Genomic DNA, 15,322 nt, shown 5'->3' with positions numbered 1-15,322 from the left:
GACAATCACCATGTATAAAATGCTTATTACCAACGTATAGATGATAGTACAAGCTAAAAGGCTTATATTCGCTAGTGCTTTCCCTTCCCGCAATCTAATAGAGGAGTGAATGAAGATGACTTCACCCCCAGCCCCTGGATCGGGCAACAACTCTGCATATCGCATGTTCACCGCTCATATGGAACGCATCATGGACCCGAATCATCCCTTATGCAGAGATGATATTATCTGGCTGTTGAACACGATCAAGAACAAGTTAACCGAAGAAGGAGCTCATTCGTCACTTGCCAATGAGACCTTGCTGGACAGCTATCGATGTTATGCAGAGCTATCCATGTTATTGCTGCAGCGCAACTCAACCTCCGGTCAGGAGAGCGAGCGTCTTCGCCGTTATATGAAGAGAACAGCCAGCATCATGTTGGGGCCATCGAACGATGCTTCCCCTTCCTTATGAAACTGTATGACAAACGCCGGGCCTAATGGCCCGGCGTTCATATTAGCTGGCATTACTCGTTGGACAGCCAGTTGTAGTGGAACGTACCTTCTTTGTCCACACGCTTAAACGTGTGAGCGCCGAAGTAGTCGCGCTGCGCTTGCAGCAGGTTCGCTGGCAGGCGCTCTGTGCGGTAGCTATCGTAATAAGCGAGTGCAGAAGAGAAGCCTGGAACAGGCACTCCGTATGTGACCGCTGTAGCGATCACTTCACGCCATGCGCTTTGATACGATTCAACTACATCCTTGAAGTAAGGATCAAGCAGCAGGTTCTTCAATTCTGGATCACGGTTGTAAGCTTCTGTGATATTTTGCAGGAACTGCGAGCGAATGATGCATCCGCCACGGAAGATCTTCGCGATATTGCCAAGCTGCAGATTCCAGTTGTATTCTGCAGAAGCTACGCCCATCTGGCTGAAGCCTTGAGCATAAGACATGATCTTACTTGCAAACAGCGCGCGGCGCACTTTCTCGATGAACTCCGCTTTGTCACCGTTGAACACCGGTGCTTCAGGACCGGAAAGCACCTTGCTGGCAGCGATGCGCTCTTCTTTCATCGCAGACAGGAAGCGTGCGAACACGGACTCTGTAATCATGGACAATGGCACGCCAAGGTCAAGTGCGTTCGCGCTTGTCCATTTGCCAGTACCCTTCTGTCCAGCAGTATCCATAATGACGTCAACCATAGGCTTGCCTGTTTCGTCGTCATACTTGGAGAAGATATCAGCAGTGATCTCGATCAGATAGCTGTCGAGCTCGCCTTTATTCCATTCTGTAAAGATCTCATGCAGTTCCTTCTCCGATACGCCTACAACCTTTTTCATCAGGTCATACGCTTCACAGATCAACTGCATATCTCCATATTCGATACCGTTATGAACCATCTTCACATAGTGGCCAGCGCCGTCAGATCCGATGTAAGTGCAGCATGGCTCGCCGTTTACTTTCGCAGAGATCGCTGTCAGGATCGGCTCGACCAATTTATACGCGCTTTCTTGTCCACCCGGCATAATCGCTGGACCGAGCAGCGCGCCTTCTTCGCCGCCGGATACGCCTGTACCGATGAAGCGGAAGCCCTTGCCTTCCAAGTATGTGCTGCGGCGCTGCGTATCAGGGTAATGCGCGTTACCGCCGTCAATGATGATGTCGCCTTCATCCAAGTGTGGGATGAGCGATTCGATCGTCGCATCAGTCGCCGCACCCGCCTGAACCATGATCAAGATCTTGCGCGGCGTTTCGAGCGAAGCCACGAATTCCTCGATCGTATATGTAGGCGTTAAGTTTTTATCTGGTGCTTCAAGCATGAGAGCATCCGTCTTCTCACGGGATCTGTTGAATACGGAAACTGAGAATCCACGACTTTCAATGTTAAGGGCCAAGTTCTTGCCCATTACCGCTAACCCGATAACACCGATTTGTGTCTTTGACATATAGTACTTCCACCCTTTATTTATTAGATTATGGTTTGCATTATTGCTATTGTACTCTTTTTGAGGATAGAAGTGAACCCCTGCAGAGCGGCTTGTCCATGCCAATCTTCTCCCACCCAGACAGCAAAACACCCTGCAGCTATTCAGAAAGCGTTACCATCTGAACAGGAGGGTGGTCAACATGAATTCGAATTGAACCAGACTATACTTCTAATTGAAGCATCTCGCTTCTCAGCACATTCAACAGCTCCTTGCAGCGTTGAATCTCCTCCTCATCTTGCTCCATAAGCGCTTTATGAAGCGCGGACAATGTATGATCAACTTCCTCTGTCAATGATTCGATACGCTCTTCAGCACGCGTCGAGCGGAATGTCCGCATCATCTCTTCCGTCGTGACCACAGGCTTTTTCTGATACAGTATTCGCTGTTCTAGACCGCATATTTCAACGAGTCGAATTCTTTCGCCAAACATGATGCTTTCAATAATAATATGCCGGTCTTTAAACCGTTTTACAACCGCATGACCTCTCGCATCTCCGATCAACTTCTCCATGAATTCTGCCAGACGCTCATCGCGTATCGTATAGTCTCCCACGATCTTATAGCGTTGATGCATACGTTGAAAGCGAAGCTTGACGAGCTTGCGTCCTGTTCGTATGGACACAATGAACAGGCTTTCATTCTCACTCCAGTATAAAGAGTATCCTTCTTGAATCAGATCCCGAATGAGGTTCTGGATTTGCCGGCGGTCAAAGCGCAACTCTAAATTGCAGTACTCTACTTCCTCGCTGCGATTCACGGCAATCCCTCCTTGACACAGCATCGATATATAATTCCATCATATGATGATGTGACTTGGATTATTGACTTGAATTTATAAATTGTAGCAGCTTTGCTTGCTTCCGTGCGTCAAGAGGAATTTCAATTATGCTATTATGGTATAATGGACAGCGAACTGATTGTTCGTCCCTGTGGGATAGGTTCGAGGAGGAGATTACGAAGATGACATTTAACGGTTTCCATGCATCAGACTTCGATACGTTTCAGATTGATGGTCTTGAGGAACGTATGAAAGCTATACAAGAACGAATTCAGCCTAAATTTCGCGCGATTGGTGAACAGCTGGTTGGAGATGCCGCGCTGCTTGCAGGTGAAGAAATGTATCTTCACATCGCCAAGCATGCTCGCCGCACGGTAAATCCCCCTAAGGATACATGGCTCGCGATCGGACCGAATAAGCGCGGATATAAAGCTCATCCCCATTTTCAAGTCGGGTTGTTCGACGATCATGTGTTTATCTGGCTGGCATTCATATATGAAACAAACCATAAATCCGCTATTGCAACTACACTGCTTAATCAGCTCGACGAGGTCCGTGAAACGGTTCCAGCTGACTACGTATTATCCCTTGATCATATGGATAAACGCGCGGTGCGCTTCGGGTCGCTTGATGATGCATCGTTGCAGCAGACATTGCTCCGTTTCCGCGATGTAAAATCATCCGAATGGCTGGTCGGCAGACATCTGCTGCCGAATGATCCCGCGCTGGCGGATGGACATGCCTTCATGAATCTTGCGTCTGAAACCATTCACACCCTCATGCCGCTGTACAAGCTGGCAGTTCAATCGGCATCCTAACAATTCTTAAATATTCTATCCGCATAAGCAACATACAGCTGCTAAGCTTTTTCACACTGGAGCTTAGCAGCTGCTACGGCTTCCCTCACTCGCACATCACCCATTTTTCTGCGAATATAAAAATTCACTGACACTTTCATTAGCTATCAATAACCAGCAGCACACCACTTCAAATATTATGATGGCAATCACAACCAAGATAACTACAACTGGCATATTCCCAAACTCTTTAATTACAGACAAATTGATTAATACCCCAAGTCCCAATCCGATGATGAACAAGTACCTGACCCAAGATACACCCGCATATAAAGCAATGGATAATGCAATTGTAACGATAAAGCTAAATAATCTGAAATCAATCAATAAAGAAGTGATAGCGCTTAAAATATTCAGTGTAGCAATCGTAAATACGATGGCCCTTCCTTTCCAGTACATTCTTTCTCGCTTTCTCTCGTAGTTCAATATCTCTTGCTGTTTCCATGCATCCATCTCCCTATCAGCCGTCGAGTTGGACAACTTATGAATCATACAGCACCATCCTTCGTCATTTACATAACAAAACGGCACCCCACACCCTATCCTAGATGTATCGGCACCGTCTTGATCTTGTCGTTTATGCTGTTGTGCTATTGGAGCTCGCTTGATCTATAGCTGCGAATCGGACTACCAGACCGATCGCCAGTACCGATAGTACCGCACCGACAACATACGGCAAACCGGCTTGAATGTTGAATAAGGCGGTCGCGATCAGCGGACCTGCAATTCGTCCAAAGCTGTCCATTGATGAATTGAGTCCTGATGCCACGCCCTGACTGACAGTCGTCTTCTGAGTGATTAGTGAAGTTACACAAGGTCTGATGAGAGCATTGCCAATTCCGAATACGCACAGGAACACCGTCGCATTCCACACATTGCTGGAGAACAGCAGCAAGATGAACCCGACTGCAGATATTATCAGCCCGATCACGATCGCATTCTTCTCTCCGCCCTTCTTAATATGTCTGCGCACGATCCCGCCTTGTACAAGCGCTCCTGCCAGACCGCAGAAGAAGAACATCCAGCCGATGTCAACCGCTGTAATGCCAGGAATCTTAATCGCTTGGAAATACAGCAGCGTCGCCTCAAGCCCCGCCAGAGCAAATGTAACAAAGAACGATAACACATACAGGTACTTCATTCGTCCGGTAAAGGCCGACCAGCGTGACGGAGCAGGCTGATGCTTGCTGCGCCGTTTCTCTGCCGGCAGCGATTCCTTCAATACCACCATACCCATTACACTAGTTATGAAGGTCAGTGCAGAAGCTGCAAAGAACGGTACAGGGTTGCCAAATTGACTCAGCAATCCTCCGAACGCCGGACCAAATGTAAAGCCAAGGCCGATCGCTATGCCTACCATCGCCATACCCTTCGTACGATTCTCATCTGTAGTAATATCCGCCACATAGGCAACAATAACGGCAGTCACGGCGCCAGCGAACAAACCGCCCAGCAATCGTGAAGCATACATCATCACGAGGCTGCCGCCTGAAAGTCCAAACATCAGATAGCTCACCGCAAATCCAAATATTCCGGTTAGTATAATCGGTCTGCGGCCGACACGTTCGGACAAGCCTCCCCACAGCGGTGAAACGATGAAAGATACTAATGAGTATAGGGACAGCATGAGCCCTAAGTGCATCTCATTTGCTCCTGTTTCCGTTATCATGAGCGGCAGTACTGGAATAACGATGCCGAAGCCGATAAATACCATCATCAGCATAAGTACTACGACTGTTAATTGTTTTTTCATATACCTTACCTCCGTAAGCTAATCCTACCACATTTTTAAAATGAGCAACATGTATGTTGTAAGAAGCTTCCTATCTATATCCGAACATTTTCAACCTTAACCCAATAAATTATACTTGCATTCACGATTGTTTTTGATAAACTAATCCTTGTTTGTTTGTGACGTCTCTTCTAAGAAGAACGTATCTTCATCATGAAAGGTTGTGAAACCGCGATGGATCATCATCGAACTCCCCTGTTTACTGCTTTAACAAGTCATGCTGCCCGCAACCCGGTGCAGTTCCACATTCCAGGCCATAAGAAAGGTGTCGGGGCCGACAGGGAATTCCGTGAGTTTATAGGTAATGAGGCATTTTCTATCGACCTCATTAATATTGCGCCGTTGGATGATCTGCATCAACCCTCCGGTGTCATCGCGGAAGCGCAACAGTTGGCAGCCGATGCATTCGGCGCTGATTACACGTTCTTTAGCGTGCAAGGCACAAGCGGTGCCATAATGACGATGATCATGTCGGTGTGTGCGCCTGGTGACAAGATTATCGTACCGCGCAATATCCATAAGTCGGTCATGTCGGCTATCATCTTTGCAGGTGCTAGACCCGTATTCGTATCTCCGGCGCGAGATGTGAACTTGGGCATTGACCACGGCATAACGACCCGATCTGTGAAGCGAGCTTTAGAGAAGCATCCTGACGCGAAAGCTGTACTTGTTATTAACCCAACATACTACGGCATATGCGCTAATCTGAAGGAAATCGTGGACCTGGCCCATTCGTACGAGGTTCCAGTGCTCGTGGATGAAGCTCATGGCGTATTGATCCATTTCCATGAGAAGCTTCCAATGTCAGCTATGCAAGCTGGGGCAGATATGGCAGCAACCAGTGTTCATAAGCTTGGCGGATCCATGACACAGAGCTCGGTTCTGAATGTCAACACGAAGAATGGTCTAATTAACCCGCAGCGCATCCAAACGATTATCAGCATGCTCACGACGACTTCGACATCGTATGTGCTGCTTGCATCCTTAGACACATCACGCCGCAATCTGGCGTTGAACGGCCATGAAATAGCCGAGCACGCGATAGCACTTGCTGAATACGCTCGGGAGTCTATAAATAAAATCCCTGGCTTATACTGCTTCGGAAGAGATATATTAGGCGGCGAGGCTACTTACAACTACGACCCGACCAAGGTCACGATTCATGTTCGTCATCTTGGACTTACCGGATACGACACGGAGAATTGGCTTCGCGATCACTATAATATTGAAGTTGAATTAAGTGATATGTACAACATTCTGTGCTTGGTTACTCCTGGAGATACCCAAGATACTGTCGATATCCTGCTGCAGGCGCTCACTGAATTGTCACGTACCCACAATAATCAAAATGAAGTACATGAGCTTGTAGTTAAAATACCGGATATTCCACAGTTGTCCTTGATTCCGCGCGATGCTTTCTACGGAGACACCGAGCTCGTGCCGTTCAAGGAATCGGCAGGGCGCATTATCGCTGAATTCATATACGTGTATCCTCCTGGCATACCGATCTTATTGCCGGGCGAGGTCATTTCACAGAAGAACATCGATTATATATGTGACCATATCGAGATCGGACTTCCTGTGAAAGGTACTGAGGATCGATACATTGAATATGTAAAGGTAATTAAAGAAGAGCAAGCTATCTTTGAATAAACGCTTCGAATATTAGAGGGGCATTCCCATTGGTCAAGCACTAACGGGAATGCCCCTTCTCACTAACTTCATTCCATTATGGTAGGATTCAGTATTGATCACGCACTTCCAGAGACGGAACTCTCGTGCGCAATATGTTCCCCGCTTCTTCCGCAGCCACAAGATCATTCAGCTGAAATGACTTCATCAGCAATTCGGGCTTCAGATCATCTTCACACAGCAGAGTCGATCGTCCTGTTTGCATACATACGACCAACGTCTTGCCGATAAAGTGGTTGGAGTAGATGAGTGCAAAATCATAACGCCCTTGTTCTGCAGCCCAACCAATAAAGTTCACATTAGCTTGCTCCGATACTTCGTATAGATTCTGATACATGCCATCTCCTCCTTCATGAACGACGGATTTCCCCGAAAAAGGACTTGATCGATTCAGGGCATAGATGAAACGATTTGCTTCGCTTAGCTCAAAGTGCTAAGCCTGACAGCGAGAACGAATAAGCATCTAATGTCTTGGAATACGATGATAGCAGCATAAGTTATTTCCTAAATATACCATATATAATACTTGCCCTACAACAGTCAATTAAAGATTAACCGATCGACTAGCAAACCTAAAAACATGAAAATATTGCCATAAAAAAGCAGTGGTGATATGATGTTGTCAGAGTGATGGGAGGGTATATCATGAGTCAACGCGCAATTATTACATTGGTAGACGGATCTGCGGTTGCTTCCGTTTCACTGGATCAATTGAAGCAGCAGCTGCTCCATTATAAAGAGCAAACCGCACTCACAGGCAAGCAGTTGGGTTGGGAATACGAAGATGCCGCTTTCCCTTATACAATTGAAACGAAGCCAGGCCATGAACATATCGGCTTTGTCTTACAAGGTACCGACCCTCGCTATAAGCATTTGCTGATCGGAGTTGGACAGACTGAGGTGGATGGGACTGAACGCCATACGGTAGAGCTTGTCCTGACAGATGTCGCCACGCACGGCGACAAGGGCAAAGGCAATGAGTTTATGAAATATTTAGCCAAGGTGTGGAAAGGTGAACTTACGTTATTCAACGGTCGACGCATGTACTTCAATCCACGCAAATAACTCCAGCCAGGCCAAATACAGACGAAAGGGGCCTCTCAACGGCATTATACCGGAGAAGCCCCTTCATCATAACTATTGATCTTGTGAAGCTACGAGTTCTTCATATGCTTTCTGAACGCGTTCCCACTCTTCATCATCTTCAATAGCGTTAAGCGCCATATCTTCGCCTTCTTCGTCAACACGTACGATTACGCCGTCTGCTTCAGGATTATTGCGTTCCAGCAGAAGAGCATACATATTGTCTTCAACGTTGAACGTTTCGACCCATACCATATCCTTCTCATTGCCTTCATCGTCGATAAGTGTGATTACGAAGTCCTCAGCGTCATGTTCGTGATCGTGTCCACATCCACAGTCTTCACCATGGTTATGATGATGCTCGTGCTCATGATCGTGGTCGTGTCCGCAGCCACATCCATTATTATGTTCACTCATTGCAGTATTCTCCTTTATGTACAAGTGATGTCTGACATCCATTCGTATCGTAACACGTAATATACAGCAGGTCAACGAGACCAGCCTTCACCGAACGGTCCCATACTTATGCGGCATATGTTATTATTGACGACTTCAGCTATTCACATGCACACAATCCAACAGAACACGTATGCCAAGATAAGTAATGCTCATCCCGCTATTAATTTATCTTATCAACCGCTTCAACTGTCATTTCCGACATCAGCGCATATTCACCATTCTTCTGACGCAGGAAGCACTGAATCTTGTAGTCTCCCTTATGCTTGAATTCATACTTGTAATCATCGCTTCGGAACCAGAAGCTTTCCTTGCTTATCGATAATGGCGACTCTTGAATCTTCGAAGTCTTTCCATGTGGATCCGTGATGGTCAAGCGAATAGAATCGACATCAGACTTCAAGCTGTCCACTTGCGTAAAGACGGAGAAACTCACCTTGCTGCCTGTCTCGACTTTACCAAATATCGTCTTATCACGGAACAACAGCATATTGACATTCGGTTTATTCAAATACAAGCGCTTGTTATCTGCATCCCAGTATACGAATGCTCTTAGAGTATCTTGTAATTGCCTTACAGACATGTAAGTTCTGCCATCAACCACTAAACCTCCTTCAGGTATAGATTGACCATTAATCTTAACTTCTACTTTGTCTACAGAACTTTCTGCTCCAGCAACAGGAACGACAGATAGAAAACTTCCTCCAATAATGGTACCTAATAGAGCCAGTGTGGCAATTCTCCTGCACTTCATGTTTGTAACCTCCAACAAGCTTAGTTGTATAGTTATACTCGATTTATGCAGGAGAGTTGCGCATATGTGGACAAATGAGCAACTAATATAATTCATATTTATATTCTGATTATGCTGATCGATAAATTACAGCAATCCGTCGCGATCCAGAAGCGTCAAGATGCGATAGAAGTCGTATGACGACTGTTCGGGATTGGTTAAGATTCCTTTCTTCACGGCCTTGCTGACACTTGGTTTCGCCCATTCCGGGATATCCTTCATCTTCTGCATACTTTCCAAGGCATTCAAGCGCTCGTCCAGCTTAGCAGCGGCCAAACGCAGCTTCTCAAGCTCTTTCTTAATCTCCTCCATGCTGCCATCACCTCCGGTTGTTTGGCTTAATTCCTGATAAAGCCTAGCCCAAGGAAACTTAGGTCCTGGACAGCTTGCTTTGCGAATAGGGTCGATCTGATAATGCCCAATGACACGCTCGGGCGTCAATGGTATAGTCGTATTCCATATTTGTTGAACCATGTGCTGAATGTGTCGATGCAGCCATACGCTCGCCTTGAATTGCTCCTCCGTCAGATCACCATCGAAGCCTTCATGCTCGATCGATACCGCATATAGATTGGGATTAACCGACCTGCTCCTAACATACACCGATAATGCGTGTGGGATCTTGTCCGACGTGATCCCTTGTGCCCAAGCAGCCCGCTCGATCGCGACGTACTGATGAATATCTCCGCGCTTCGATATTCCATAGTGCGCTGAAGACACCTTATTGTCCGATGTCGTAAACCATGAATCCATGCTGGACATCGAGCCTGCGGAAATGTGATCGACGATAACCTGGGGGACTTGTCCCTTACGATCACTTGAATTCGTATAAGCATTTCCTTTCCATAAAATGTTCAAAGTGCAGACACCTCTCTCCTATAGCTTCATTCTTATTTCGGATGAAACTGAATCGACGTATCAGCAGAACGGACTCAAGTCCGGGGTGTATGCTGCGCATACAAACCCCAGACCAATCGGATTGCTCGTATTGAAGCAACAGAGAATATTCTTCTGAAGCTCAATCGCCTCCTATTTTTGTACGAGTCAAGATGCATGGCACTCCTTTGCCAATCTCACCTGGCTGGGACATTCGTTCGGCATACCGCAATCCCCGTAAGCACGGTGTTGGGCACACAACACATCTGTCCGAGGTGACGAGCCGCATCGTATATTGCGCACGTCCGCCGGACAGATTCTTTTTCTTCTTAATCACTTTGCCTTTAGCCATTAGCCACACCCACTTTACACGTTCAACACGGGAAACTCGTTTCTCCTCGTTCACTATATGCAGACTAGAGCATCGTTGCTTGTGCATATACCCACTAAAAGGTAAAATGATAGTAATTTTCAATGAAACGGAGGATTACACGATGACCTTGCAGCTTCAAATGCTCGGAACAGGGAGCGCGTTCGCGAAGGCTTACTGGAACAATAATGGGATATTATCAAAGGGAGAGGTCTCCTATCTCATCGATTGCGGCATTACGGCACCAATGGCTATTCACCATTTAGGTCGATCCTTCAATGACTTTGAAGGCGTAATCGTCACACATATGCACGCTGATCACGTCGGGGGGCTTGAAGAATATGCCTTTCAGATGAGATTCAAATACGGACGCAAACCCAAGCTCATCATCGCAGCCCCGTTGATACAACTCTTATGGGAGCAAACATTAAAGGGTGGTCTGACACAAGACGGAATTGATAAGCTGGAAGATGTATTTGAGGTATGTGCGGTGGAGCCTGAGACGAGCTATCTATTGATGGAAGGGGTACAAATACGATTTATTGAGACTCCTCATATAGAAGGAAGACGTAGCTACTCGCTCCTATTCGATGAAGCCTTCTTCTATAGTGCCGATATGCGCTTCAAGCCGGATCTGCTCATAGCTCTTGTCGAGCAGGGTGTTCAACGCATCTGGCATGATTGCCAATTCATCGAGCCTGGCGAAGTGCATGCGACGTTATCGCAGCTGTTATCGCTGCCGCTTGCTGTACAGGAAAGAATCTCGCTTATGCACTATGGCGACGAGCGGTCGATGTATGAAGGCCTGACAGGCCCGATGCCGTTTATTAATCAGCATGAGATATATACGGTACTGAAATAGTGACGATTGGATGAACCTCCGTATGTTTATAGGCTGTATCAGCCACAATAGATACAGGAGGCGATAACATATGGAACAACCGTTCAACCCGCAAGTAGGTTCTAACCAGCAAGCTCAGGGCGCACCGCAACAGTTGTATTCTAATCCGTTAGCGCAGCAGTCCGGTGTGCAGCAAGAAGAAGTTGTAGCAGTAAGAAAAAATGGTGACGGAGATATTGTGGAGCTGAAGTTGACTTCAGGGCGAGTCGTTGATTATAAGACCGCTCAGACAATGGTAAAGAACAATGAAATTCAACATCTGAACGTATTCCGAGGCCGTGATCATGAAGAGCATCTCCGCTCTGATGCGGATGGACGCAAGGATAACAATCTAGACAATCTGCCACTCTTTTAGGCATTTCTCACCTTAACCCAAGAGCAATCTTGGGTTATTTTGATGTGCGCAAGCTCTGTACTAGAGTCATTACACAAGCACAAAGTCCCATTCCGAATCGAATGAGACTTTGTGTTTACTTTATCACTTAACTATACTGCTACAGCTTCTTTTCCATTCGCACATGCAAAATACCCGCATCGTAAAACGGCTCCTCAGATACCGTCACATAGCCGAGCGATTGGTAAAAGCCTTCCGCATGGCACTGTCCATCCAGCATACTTTTCTCCATACCGTGAGAACGAGCGATCTGCTCTAGACCGATCATTAGCGATCTGCCAATTCCTTTGCCGCGGAATGGTTGACGTACCGCAACACGCTGCATCTTCGCTGTGCTCTCGTCCAACATCTTAATTCTGCCTGTCGCCGCGTACTCTCCATCTTCCATTAACAGAACGTGAATAGCAGGAGCATCGAGTGTATCATATTCGTCACACTCCTCTTCCATCGGGACATTCTGTTCTTTCACGAACACCTCGGTACGAATCGCTATACACTGCTGCAATTGTTCTTCCGTCTTCACTTCAATGAGTTCTGCTGCCATACGTGTTCGGCACCTCCCAGTATTAAACGAACTTATATTATACAAAAATTTGAATATCATGTATAGTTAGATTATCCAACATTGTCCAGATACCACGACAAGATTACAACCTGAAGCGCTAATAACATTTCCTCAGGAGGAATCACTTCCATGGACCCGATCACAGCAACTATTATAGCTGTCGTCATTATGGTTATCGGCATGGTCGCCCTGCTGCTAGTTGTGACGAGAAAAGCATATCATCACAAGTGGGATACGGATGATAATACCGGATATCCACCGCCAGCGGAGTCTGAACAGCAAGAGAACACTCGTACATAAGTGTTTTCGCATCGCTGCACCTAACAACACAACCCCGCTGCTTCATCACTGAAGCGCGGGGTTGTTTTAGTGCTGCTTATTTTCGATATATACTGTCTGGTATTGTGTTGCTCTCGTATACATTTTGGATAACTCTTGGATTCCTATTATAGTCTGTAACCTGGCTTGTTCTTATCTGCGCTCCCCCTGATGGAGCACACCCCAATATTAAAACTGCAACCATAACTAGCATTAACAACACGCACAAGCCGCATCGAGTTCGAGACAAACTAGAACCTCCGCTCATTTTCAAGGATATTGTTCTATTGTCTCCGCAAGCTGGTTCAATTAAACGTTCCGATATACATGAAGTTATGATTCTGTCCTATCCATTATTGAGGCTTATGATCCTCGCTAACGGTACGCAGCCATACAAACTCTTCATCATATTTGATACTGTCACTAGTAATAAACTGAAACAACTTCCAACAAATAACGGCTACCATAGAGAATAAGCCTAGCAGCCATACGAACAATATAGCCCCTCCCGCCATCTCTCTGCCCCTTTCACATGTCGAGTCATCCAACAGGCATATCCGCCTGCTATTCACCTATTTCAACATATGAAAAATGATCTTGGTTTAGAAGCGATAGAAGCTAGCTGCAACAGTGATTAGATAACTTAGAATAAACAAATAAAAAAGGAACTTCCCTTTCGTAGAATAATCTACTTAGGAACAGTTCCTTCTCCTAATGATCTGTAGTGGGCTCGAACCACTGACCCCTACCCTGTCAAGATAGTGCTCTCCCAGCTGAGCTAACAGATCACATGATTAGTGATATCTAAGAATATATCATAGGCATAATCATGTGTCAATGCACATATGAGCAGCTACAGCGTTAACGGCAGCTGCCAGTCAATCGGCTGCGCTCCCCATTTCTCCAGCTCTGCATTGATCTTAGAAAACGGCTTACTGCCAAAGAAGCCGCGATGCGCTGATAACGGGCTTGGATGCGGTGCTTGCACGATGGCATGACGCTTCTTATCGATCATCTTAGCCTTTGCTTGCGCATGGCTCCCCCACAGCACAAACACAATAGGCTGCTCACGTTCATTGAGCAGCTCAATAACTCGGTCCGTAAAATGCTCCCATCCTAATCCCTTATGTGAATTCGCCTGTCCCTCACGAACTGTCAGTACTGTGTTGAGCATCATCACACCTTGATTCGCCCATGAAGCTAGATAGCCGTGATTCGGCATCTTCGTACCGACATCCTCCGCACTCTCCTTCAGCATGTTCAACAATGAAGGCGGAATACGCAGCCCGGGAAGTACAGAGAAGCTGAGACCGTGCGCTTGATTCGGGCCATGATAGGGATCTTGTCCAACGATGACAACTTTCGTATTGGCGTACGAAGTTAATTGGAACGCTGTAAATATATGATCGAACGGAGGATAGACGGTATGCTGTTCATATTCCCGCTTGAGCTCTCCCCACATTTGCACGAAATAAGGCTTTTGCACCTCATCTTGCAATTTATCAGACCAATCATTTTCCACATTCCAACTCATCACAGCACACTCCTCTACTATGTTGAAGCTAGCGCAATTCCGCCAGCCAGTTCGTATTCTGATACATCCAGGAATAAAAAAACCCTTCCGCAGTGTGCGAAAGGAGTTTCGTTACATTTCATATCTTATGTATCGTTTCACAGAGTTGTAATCAATAAATGGTGCCGAGGACCGGGATCGAACCGGTACGGTAGTCACCTACCGCAGGATTTTAAGTCCTGTGCGTCTGCCAATTCCGCCACCCCGGCACAATAATCTCTGAAACTATGAAAAAGCATGAAATGGTGGGCCCTGAGGGACTCGAACCCCCGACCAATCGGTTATGAGCCGACCGCTCTAACCAACTGAGCTAAGGGCCCTCGCTATAGGGTCGTATAATAATTGGTTGCGGGGGCAGGATTTGAACCTACGACCTTCGGGTTATGAGCCCGACGAGCTACCGAACTGCTCCACCCCGCGTCATTCTCGCTCGACCTCGTTCATCGGCGACAAGTAATACTATACAACATCCGCACATGATCAGTCAAGAACTTTGCGAAAATAATTTCAAAACAACTTACTCACCTCCAAACAAACTATCTTACCCCGTTATCTCGCTCAATATGTTTACTCTCAGATCAGCAACAGGGTAAGACAGCAGTGTCGTACGGGTTGCACACTCATGGCACCATTATTGCATTCGTCAATCATGACGTCCACATCACTATCAAACATGAAAGATGCTGTACCTAATATGGATAATTAGTCACGCAAAAAACGAACTCCGTACTTCCCCTTCTTCGAACGAAATACTTCGATGTCTTGAGGCGTACCAAAGCCATACAGCCATGCATCATGCTCTAGCCGCTGCTGCAGTACTCTTGCCTGAAACTTGGAGTCATAAAGCTTTCCCCAATAAATCCAATACATCACTCATCCACCTGCTTTATCAATAGATTCATCTTTGTAA

General features: G+C 46.4%; 20 protein-coding genes and 4 tRNA genes. 7 read left to right on the top strand and 17 right to left on the bottom strand.

Annotated features, from left to right (window positions below):
* Positions 1-115 precede the first annotated feature (115 nt).
* The gene (locus tag AC3WTP_RS03730; protein WP_492393224.1) at positions 116-454 is read left to right on the top strand and encodes a methyltransferase; all 339 of its coding nucleotides are present in this window, start codon (positions 116-118) and stop codon (positions 452-454) included.
* A gap of 52 nt (positions 455-506) precedes the next feature.
* Here the strand turns inward: AC3WTP_RS03730 and gnd are convergent, their stop codons facing one another.
* The gene (gene gnd, locus AC3WTP_RS03725) at positions 507-1,922 is read right to left on the bottom strand and encodes an NADP-dependent phosphogluconate dehydrogenase (RefSeq protein WP_492393223.1); all 1,416 of its coding nucleotides are present in this window, start codon (positions 1,920-1,922) and stop codon (positions 507-509) included.
* Between the two features lie 202 nt (positions 1,923-2,124).
* A complete protein-coding gene (locus tag AC3WTP_RS03720; RefSeq protein ID WP_492393222.1) occupies positions 2,125-2,721 on the bottom strand; it encodes a YkzI domain-containing protein in 597 nt (198 codons plus the stop codon).
* Between the two features lie 203 nt (positions 2,722-2,924).
* Between AC3WTP_RS03720 and AC3WTP_RS03715 the strand changes: the two genes are divergently transcribed.
* Positions 2,925-3,560, top strand: coding sequence for a YktB family protein (locus AC3WTP_RS03715; protein WP_492393221.1), 636 nt, complete (start codon positions 2,925-2,927; stop codon positions 3,558-3,560).
* 96 nt (positions 3,561-3,656) lie between these two features.
* Here the strand turns inward: AC3WTP_RS03715 and AC3WTP_RS03710 are convergent, their stop codons facing one another.
* Both AC3WTP_RS03710 and AC3WTP_RS03705 read right to left on the bottom strand, forming a co-directional pair.
* On the bottom strand, positions 3,657-4,091 hold the full coding sequence (locus tag AC3WTP_RS03710; RefSeq protein WP_492393220.1) for a hypothetical protein: 435 nt from the start codon (positions 4,089-4,091) through the stop codon (positions 3,657-3,659).
* Between the two features lie 85 nt (positions 4,092-4,176).
* Entirely contained in the window at positions 4,177-5,352 is a 1,176-nt protein-coding gene (locus tag AC3WTP_RS03705; RefSeq protein ID WP_492393219.1) for an MFS transporter, read from the bottom strand.
* Between the two features lie 213 nt (positions 5,353-5,565).
* On the opposite strand from AC3WTP_RS03705, the gene AC3WTP_RS03700 reads away from it, so the two are divergent.
* Positions 5,566-7,044: an aminotransferase class I/II-fold pyridoxal phosphate-dependent enzyme gene (locus AC3WTP_RS03700; RefSeq protein WP_492393218.1), complete on the top strand. Its 1,479-nt coding sequence runs from the start codon at positions 5,566-5,568 to the stop codon at positions 7,042-7,044.
* Between the two features lie 88 nt (positions 7,045-7,132).
* Here AC3WTP_RS03700 and AC3WTP_RS03695 read toward each other — a convergent pair whose 3' ends face one another.
* Entirely contained in the window at positions 7,133-7,420 is a 288-nt protein-coding gene (locus AC3WTP_RS03695) for a DUF3055 domain-containing protein (protein WP_492393217.1), read from the bottom strand.
* 308 nt (positions 7,421-7,728) lie between these two features.
* Between AC3WTP_RS03695 and AC3WTP_RS03690 the strand changes: the two genes are divergently transcribed.
* The gene (locus AC3WTP_RS03690) at positions 7,729-8,148 is read left to right on the top strand and encodes a DUF1885 family protein (protein ID WP_492393216.1); all 420 of its coding nucleotides are present in this window, start codon (positions 7,729-7,731) and stop codon (positions 8,146-8,148) included.
* Between the two features lie 72 nt (positions 8,149-8,220).
* Here the strand turns inward: AC3WTP_RS03690 and AC3WTP_RS03685 are convergent, their stop codons facing one another.
* From AC3WTP_RS03685 to AC3WTP_RS03670, 4 genes are all read right to left on the bottom strand, one after another.
* Positions 8,221-8,583, bottom strand: coding sequence for a DUF1292 domain-containing protein (locus AC3WTP_RS03685; protein ID WP_492393215.1), 363 nt, complete (start codon positions 8,581-8,583; stop codon positions 8,221-8,223).
* Between the two features lie 202 nt (positions 8,584-8,785).
* Positions 8,786-9,376 carry a stalk domain-containing protein gene (locus tag AC3WTP_RS03680; RefSeq protein WP_492393214.1) on the bottom strand — a complete coding sequence of 197 codons (591 nt, stop codon included), beginning with the start codon at positions 9,374-9,376 and terminating at the stop codon, positions 8,786-8,788.
* Between the two features lie 126 nt (positions 9,377-9,502).
* On the bottom strand, positions 9,503-10,273 hold the full coding sequence (locus tag AC3WTP_RS03675; RefSeq protein ID WP_492393213.1) for an N-acetylmuramoyl-L-alanine amidase: 771 nt from the start codon (positions 10,271-10,273) through the stop codon (positions 9,503-9,505).
* Positions 10,274-10,433: 160 nt separating this feature from the next.
* Positions 10,434-10,643, bottom strand: coding sequence for a hypothetical protein (locus tag AC3WTP_RS03670; RefSeq protein WP_492393212.1), 210 nt, complete (start codon positions 10,641-10,643; stop codon positions 10,434-10,436).
* A gap of 142 nt (positions 10,644-10,785) precedes the next feature.
* Between AC3WTP_RS03670 and AC3WTP_RS03665 the strand changes: the two genes are divergently transcribed.
* The gene (locus AC3WTP_RS03665; protein ID WP_492393211.1) at positions 10,786-11,523 is read left to right on the top strand and encodes an MBL fold metallo-hydrolase; all 738 of its coding nucleotides are present in this window, start codon (positions 10,786-10,788) and stop codon (positions 11,521-11,523) included.
* Between the two features lie 166 nt (positions 11,524-11,689).
* Positions 11,690-11,917, top strand: coding sequence for a DUF3892 domain-containing protein (locus AC3WTP_RS03660; RefSeq protein ID WP_492393337.1), 228 nt, complete (start codon positions 11,690-11,692; stop codon positions 11,915-11,917).
* A 139-nt stretch (positions 11,918-12,056) separates the two neighbouring features.
* Here AC3WTP_RS03660 and AC3WTP_RS03655 read toward each other — a convergent pair whose 3' ends face one another.
* Positions 12,057-12,500 (bottom strand): GNAT family N-acetyltransferase, encoded by a 444-nt coding sequence (locus AC3WTP_RS03655; RefSeq protein ID WP_492393210.1) that lies wholly within the window; start codon positions 12,498-12,500, stop codon positions 12,057-12,059.
* A 150-nt stretch (positions 12,501-12,650) separates the two neighbouring features.
* On the opposite strand from AC3WTP_RS03655, the gene AC3WTP_RS03650 reads away from it, so the two are divergent.
* Positions 12,651-12,821 carry a hypothetical protein gene (locus tag AC3WTP_RS03650; RefSeq protein ID WP_492393209.1) on the top strand — a complete coding sequence of 57 codons (171 nt, stop codon included), beginning with the start codon at positions 12,651-12,653 and terminating at the stop codon, positions 12,819-12,821.
* A 371-nt stretch (positions 12,822-13,192) separates the two neighbouring features.
* On the opposite strand, the gene AC3WTP_RS03645 is transcribed toward AC3WTP_RS03650, so the two are convergent.
* The 7 genes from AC3WTP_RS03645 to AC3WTP_RS03615 form a co-directional block, all read right to left on the bottom strand.
* Complete coding sequence (locus AC3WTP_RS03645; protein ID WP_492393208.1) at positions 13,193-13,354, bottom strand: hypothetical protein; 162 nt, start codon at positions 13,352-13,354, stop codon at positions 13,193-13,195.
* A 200-nt stretch (positions 13,355-13,554) separates the two neighbouring features.
* A tRNA-Val gene (locus AC3WTP_RS03640) sits at positions 13,555-13,627 on the bottom strand.
* Positions 13,628-13,692: 65 nt separating this feature from the next.
* Entirely contained in the window at positions 13,693-14,373 is a 681-nt protein-coding gene (locus AC3WTP_RS03635) for a uracil-DNA glycosylase (protein WP_492393207.1), read from the bottom strand.
* Between the two features lie 159 nt (positions 14,374-14,532).
* A tRNA-Leu gene (locus AC3WTP_RS03630) sits at positions 14,533-14,621 on the bottom strand.
* A 34-nt stretch (positions 14,622-14,655) separates the two neighbouring features.
* A tRNA-Ile gene (locus AC3WTP_RS03625) sits at positions 14,656-14,732 on the bottom strand.
* A 23-nt stretch (positions 14,733-14,755) separates the two neighbouring features.
* Positions 14,756-14,832, bottom strand: a tRNA-Met gene (locus tag AC3WTP_RS03620).
* Positions 14,833-15,114: 282 nt separating this feature from the next.
* Positions 15,115-15,282 (bottom strand): hypothetical protein, encoded by a 168-nt coding sequence (locus AC3WTP_RS03615; protein ID WP_492393206.1) that lies wholly within the window; start codon positions 15,280-15,282, stop codon positions 15,115-15,117.
* Positions 15,283-15,322: the final 40 nt, after the last annotated feature.

This window comes from Paenibacillus sp. EB106-04-04-XG159, assembly GCF_058791835.1.
The sequence above is the reverse complement of the archived record's forward strand: the minus strand, read 5'-3'. Positions and strand labels throughout refer to the sequence as shown.

Excerpts from the sequence above, each read along its gene's own strand:
- AC3WTP_RS03730 (WP_492393224.1), top strand. The coding sequence starts at position 116 with ATGACTTCACCCCCAGCCCCTGGATCGGGCAACAACTCTGCATATCGC.
- gnd (WP_492393223.1), bottom strand. The coding sequence starts at position 1,922 with ATGTCAAAGACACAAATCGGTGTTATCGGGTTAGCGGTAATGGGCAAG.
- AC3WTP_RS03715 (WP_492393221.1), top strand. The coding sequence starts at position 2,925 with ATGACATTTAACGGTTTCCATGCATCAGACTTCGATACGTTTCAGATT.
- AC3WTP_RS03710 (WP_492393220.1), bottom strand. The coding sequence starts at position 4,091 with ATGATTCATAAGTTGTCCAACTCGACGGCTGATAGGGAGATGGATGCA.
- AC3WTP_RS03705 (WP_492393219.1), bottom strand. The coding sequence starts at position 5,352 with ATGAAAAAACAATTAACAGTCGTAGTACTTATGCTGATGATGGTATTT.
- AC3WTP_RS03700 (WP_492393218.1), top strand. The coding sequence starts at position 5,566 with ATGGATCATCATCGAACTCCCCTGTTTACTGCTTTAACAAGTCATGCT.
- AC3WTP_RS03695 (WP_492393217.1), bottom strand. The coding sequence starts at position 7,420 with ATGTATCAGAATCTATACGAAGTATCGGAGCAAGCTAATGTGAACTTT.
- AC3WTP_RS03690 (WP_492393216.1), top strand. The coding sequence starts at position 7,729 with ATGAGTCAACGCGCAATTATTACATTGGTAGACGGATCTGCGGTTGCT.
- AC3WTP_RS03685 (WP_492393215.1), bottom strand. The coding sequence starts at position 8,583 with ATGAGTGAACATAATAATGGATGTGGCTGCGGACACGACCACGATCAT.
- AC3WTP_RS03680 (WP_492393214.1), bottom strand. The coding sequence starts at position 9,376 with ATGAAGTGCAGGAGAATTGCCACACTGGCTCTATTAGGTACCATTATT.
- AC3WTP_RS03670 (WP_492393212.1), bottom strand. The coding sequence starts at position 10,643 with ATGGCTAAAGGCAAAGTGATTAAGAAGAAAAAGAATCTGTCCGGCGGA.
- AC3WTP_RS03665 (WP_492393211.1), top strand. The coding sequence starts at position 10,786 with ATGACCTTGCAGCTTCAAATGCTCGGAACAGGGAGCGCGTTCGCGAAG.
- AC3WTP_RS03655 (WP_492393210.1), bottom strand. The coding sequence starts at position 12,500 with ATGGCAGCAGAACTCATTGAAGTGAAGACGGAAGAACAATTGCAGCAG.
- AC3WTP_RS03650 (WP_492393209.1), top strand. The coding sequence starts at position 12,651 with ATGGACCCGATCACAGCAACTATTATAGCTGTCGTCATTATGGTTATC.
- AC3WTP_RS03645 (WP_492393208.1), bottom strand. The coding sequence starts at position 13,354 with ATGGCGGGAGGGGCTATATTGTTCGTATGGCTGCTAGGCTTATTCTCT.
- AC3WTP_RS03635 (WP_492393207.1), bottom strand. The coding sequence starts at position 14,373 with ATGAGTTGGAATGTGGAAAATGATTGGTCTGATAAATTGCAAGATGAG.
- AC3WTP_RS03615 (WP_492393206.1), bottom strand. The coding sequence starts at position 15,282 with ATGTATTGGATTTATTGGGGAAAGCTTTATGACTCCAAGTTTCAGGCA.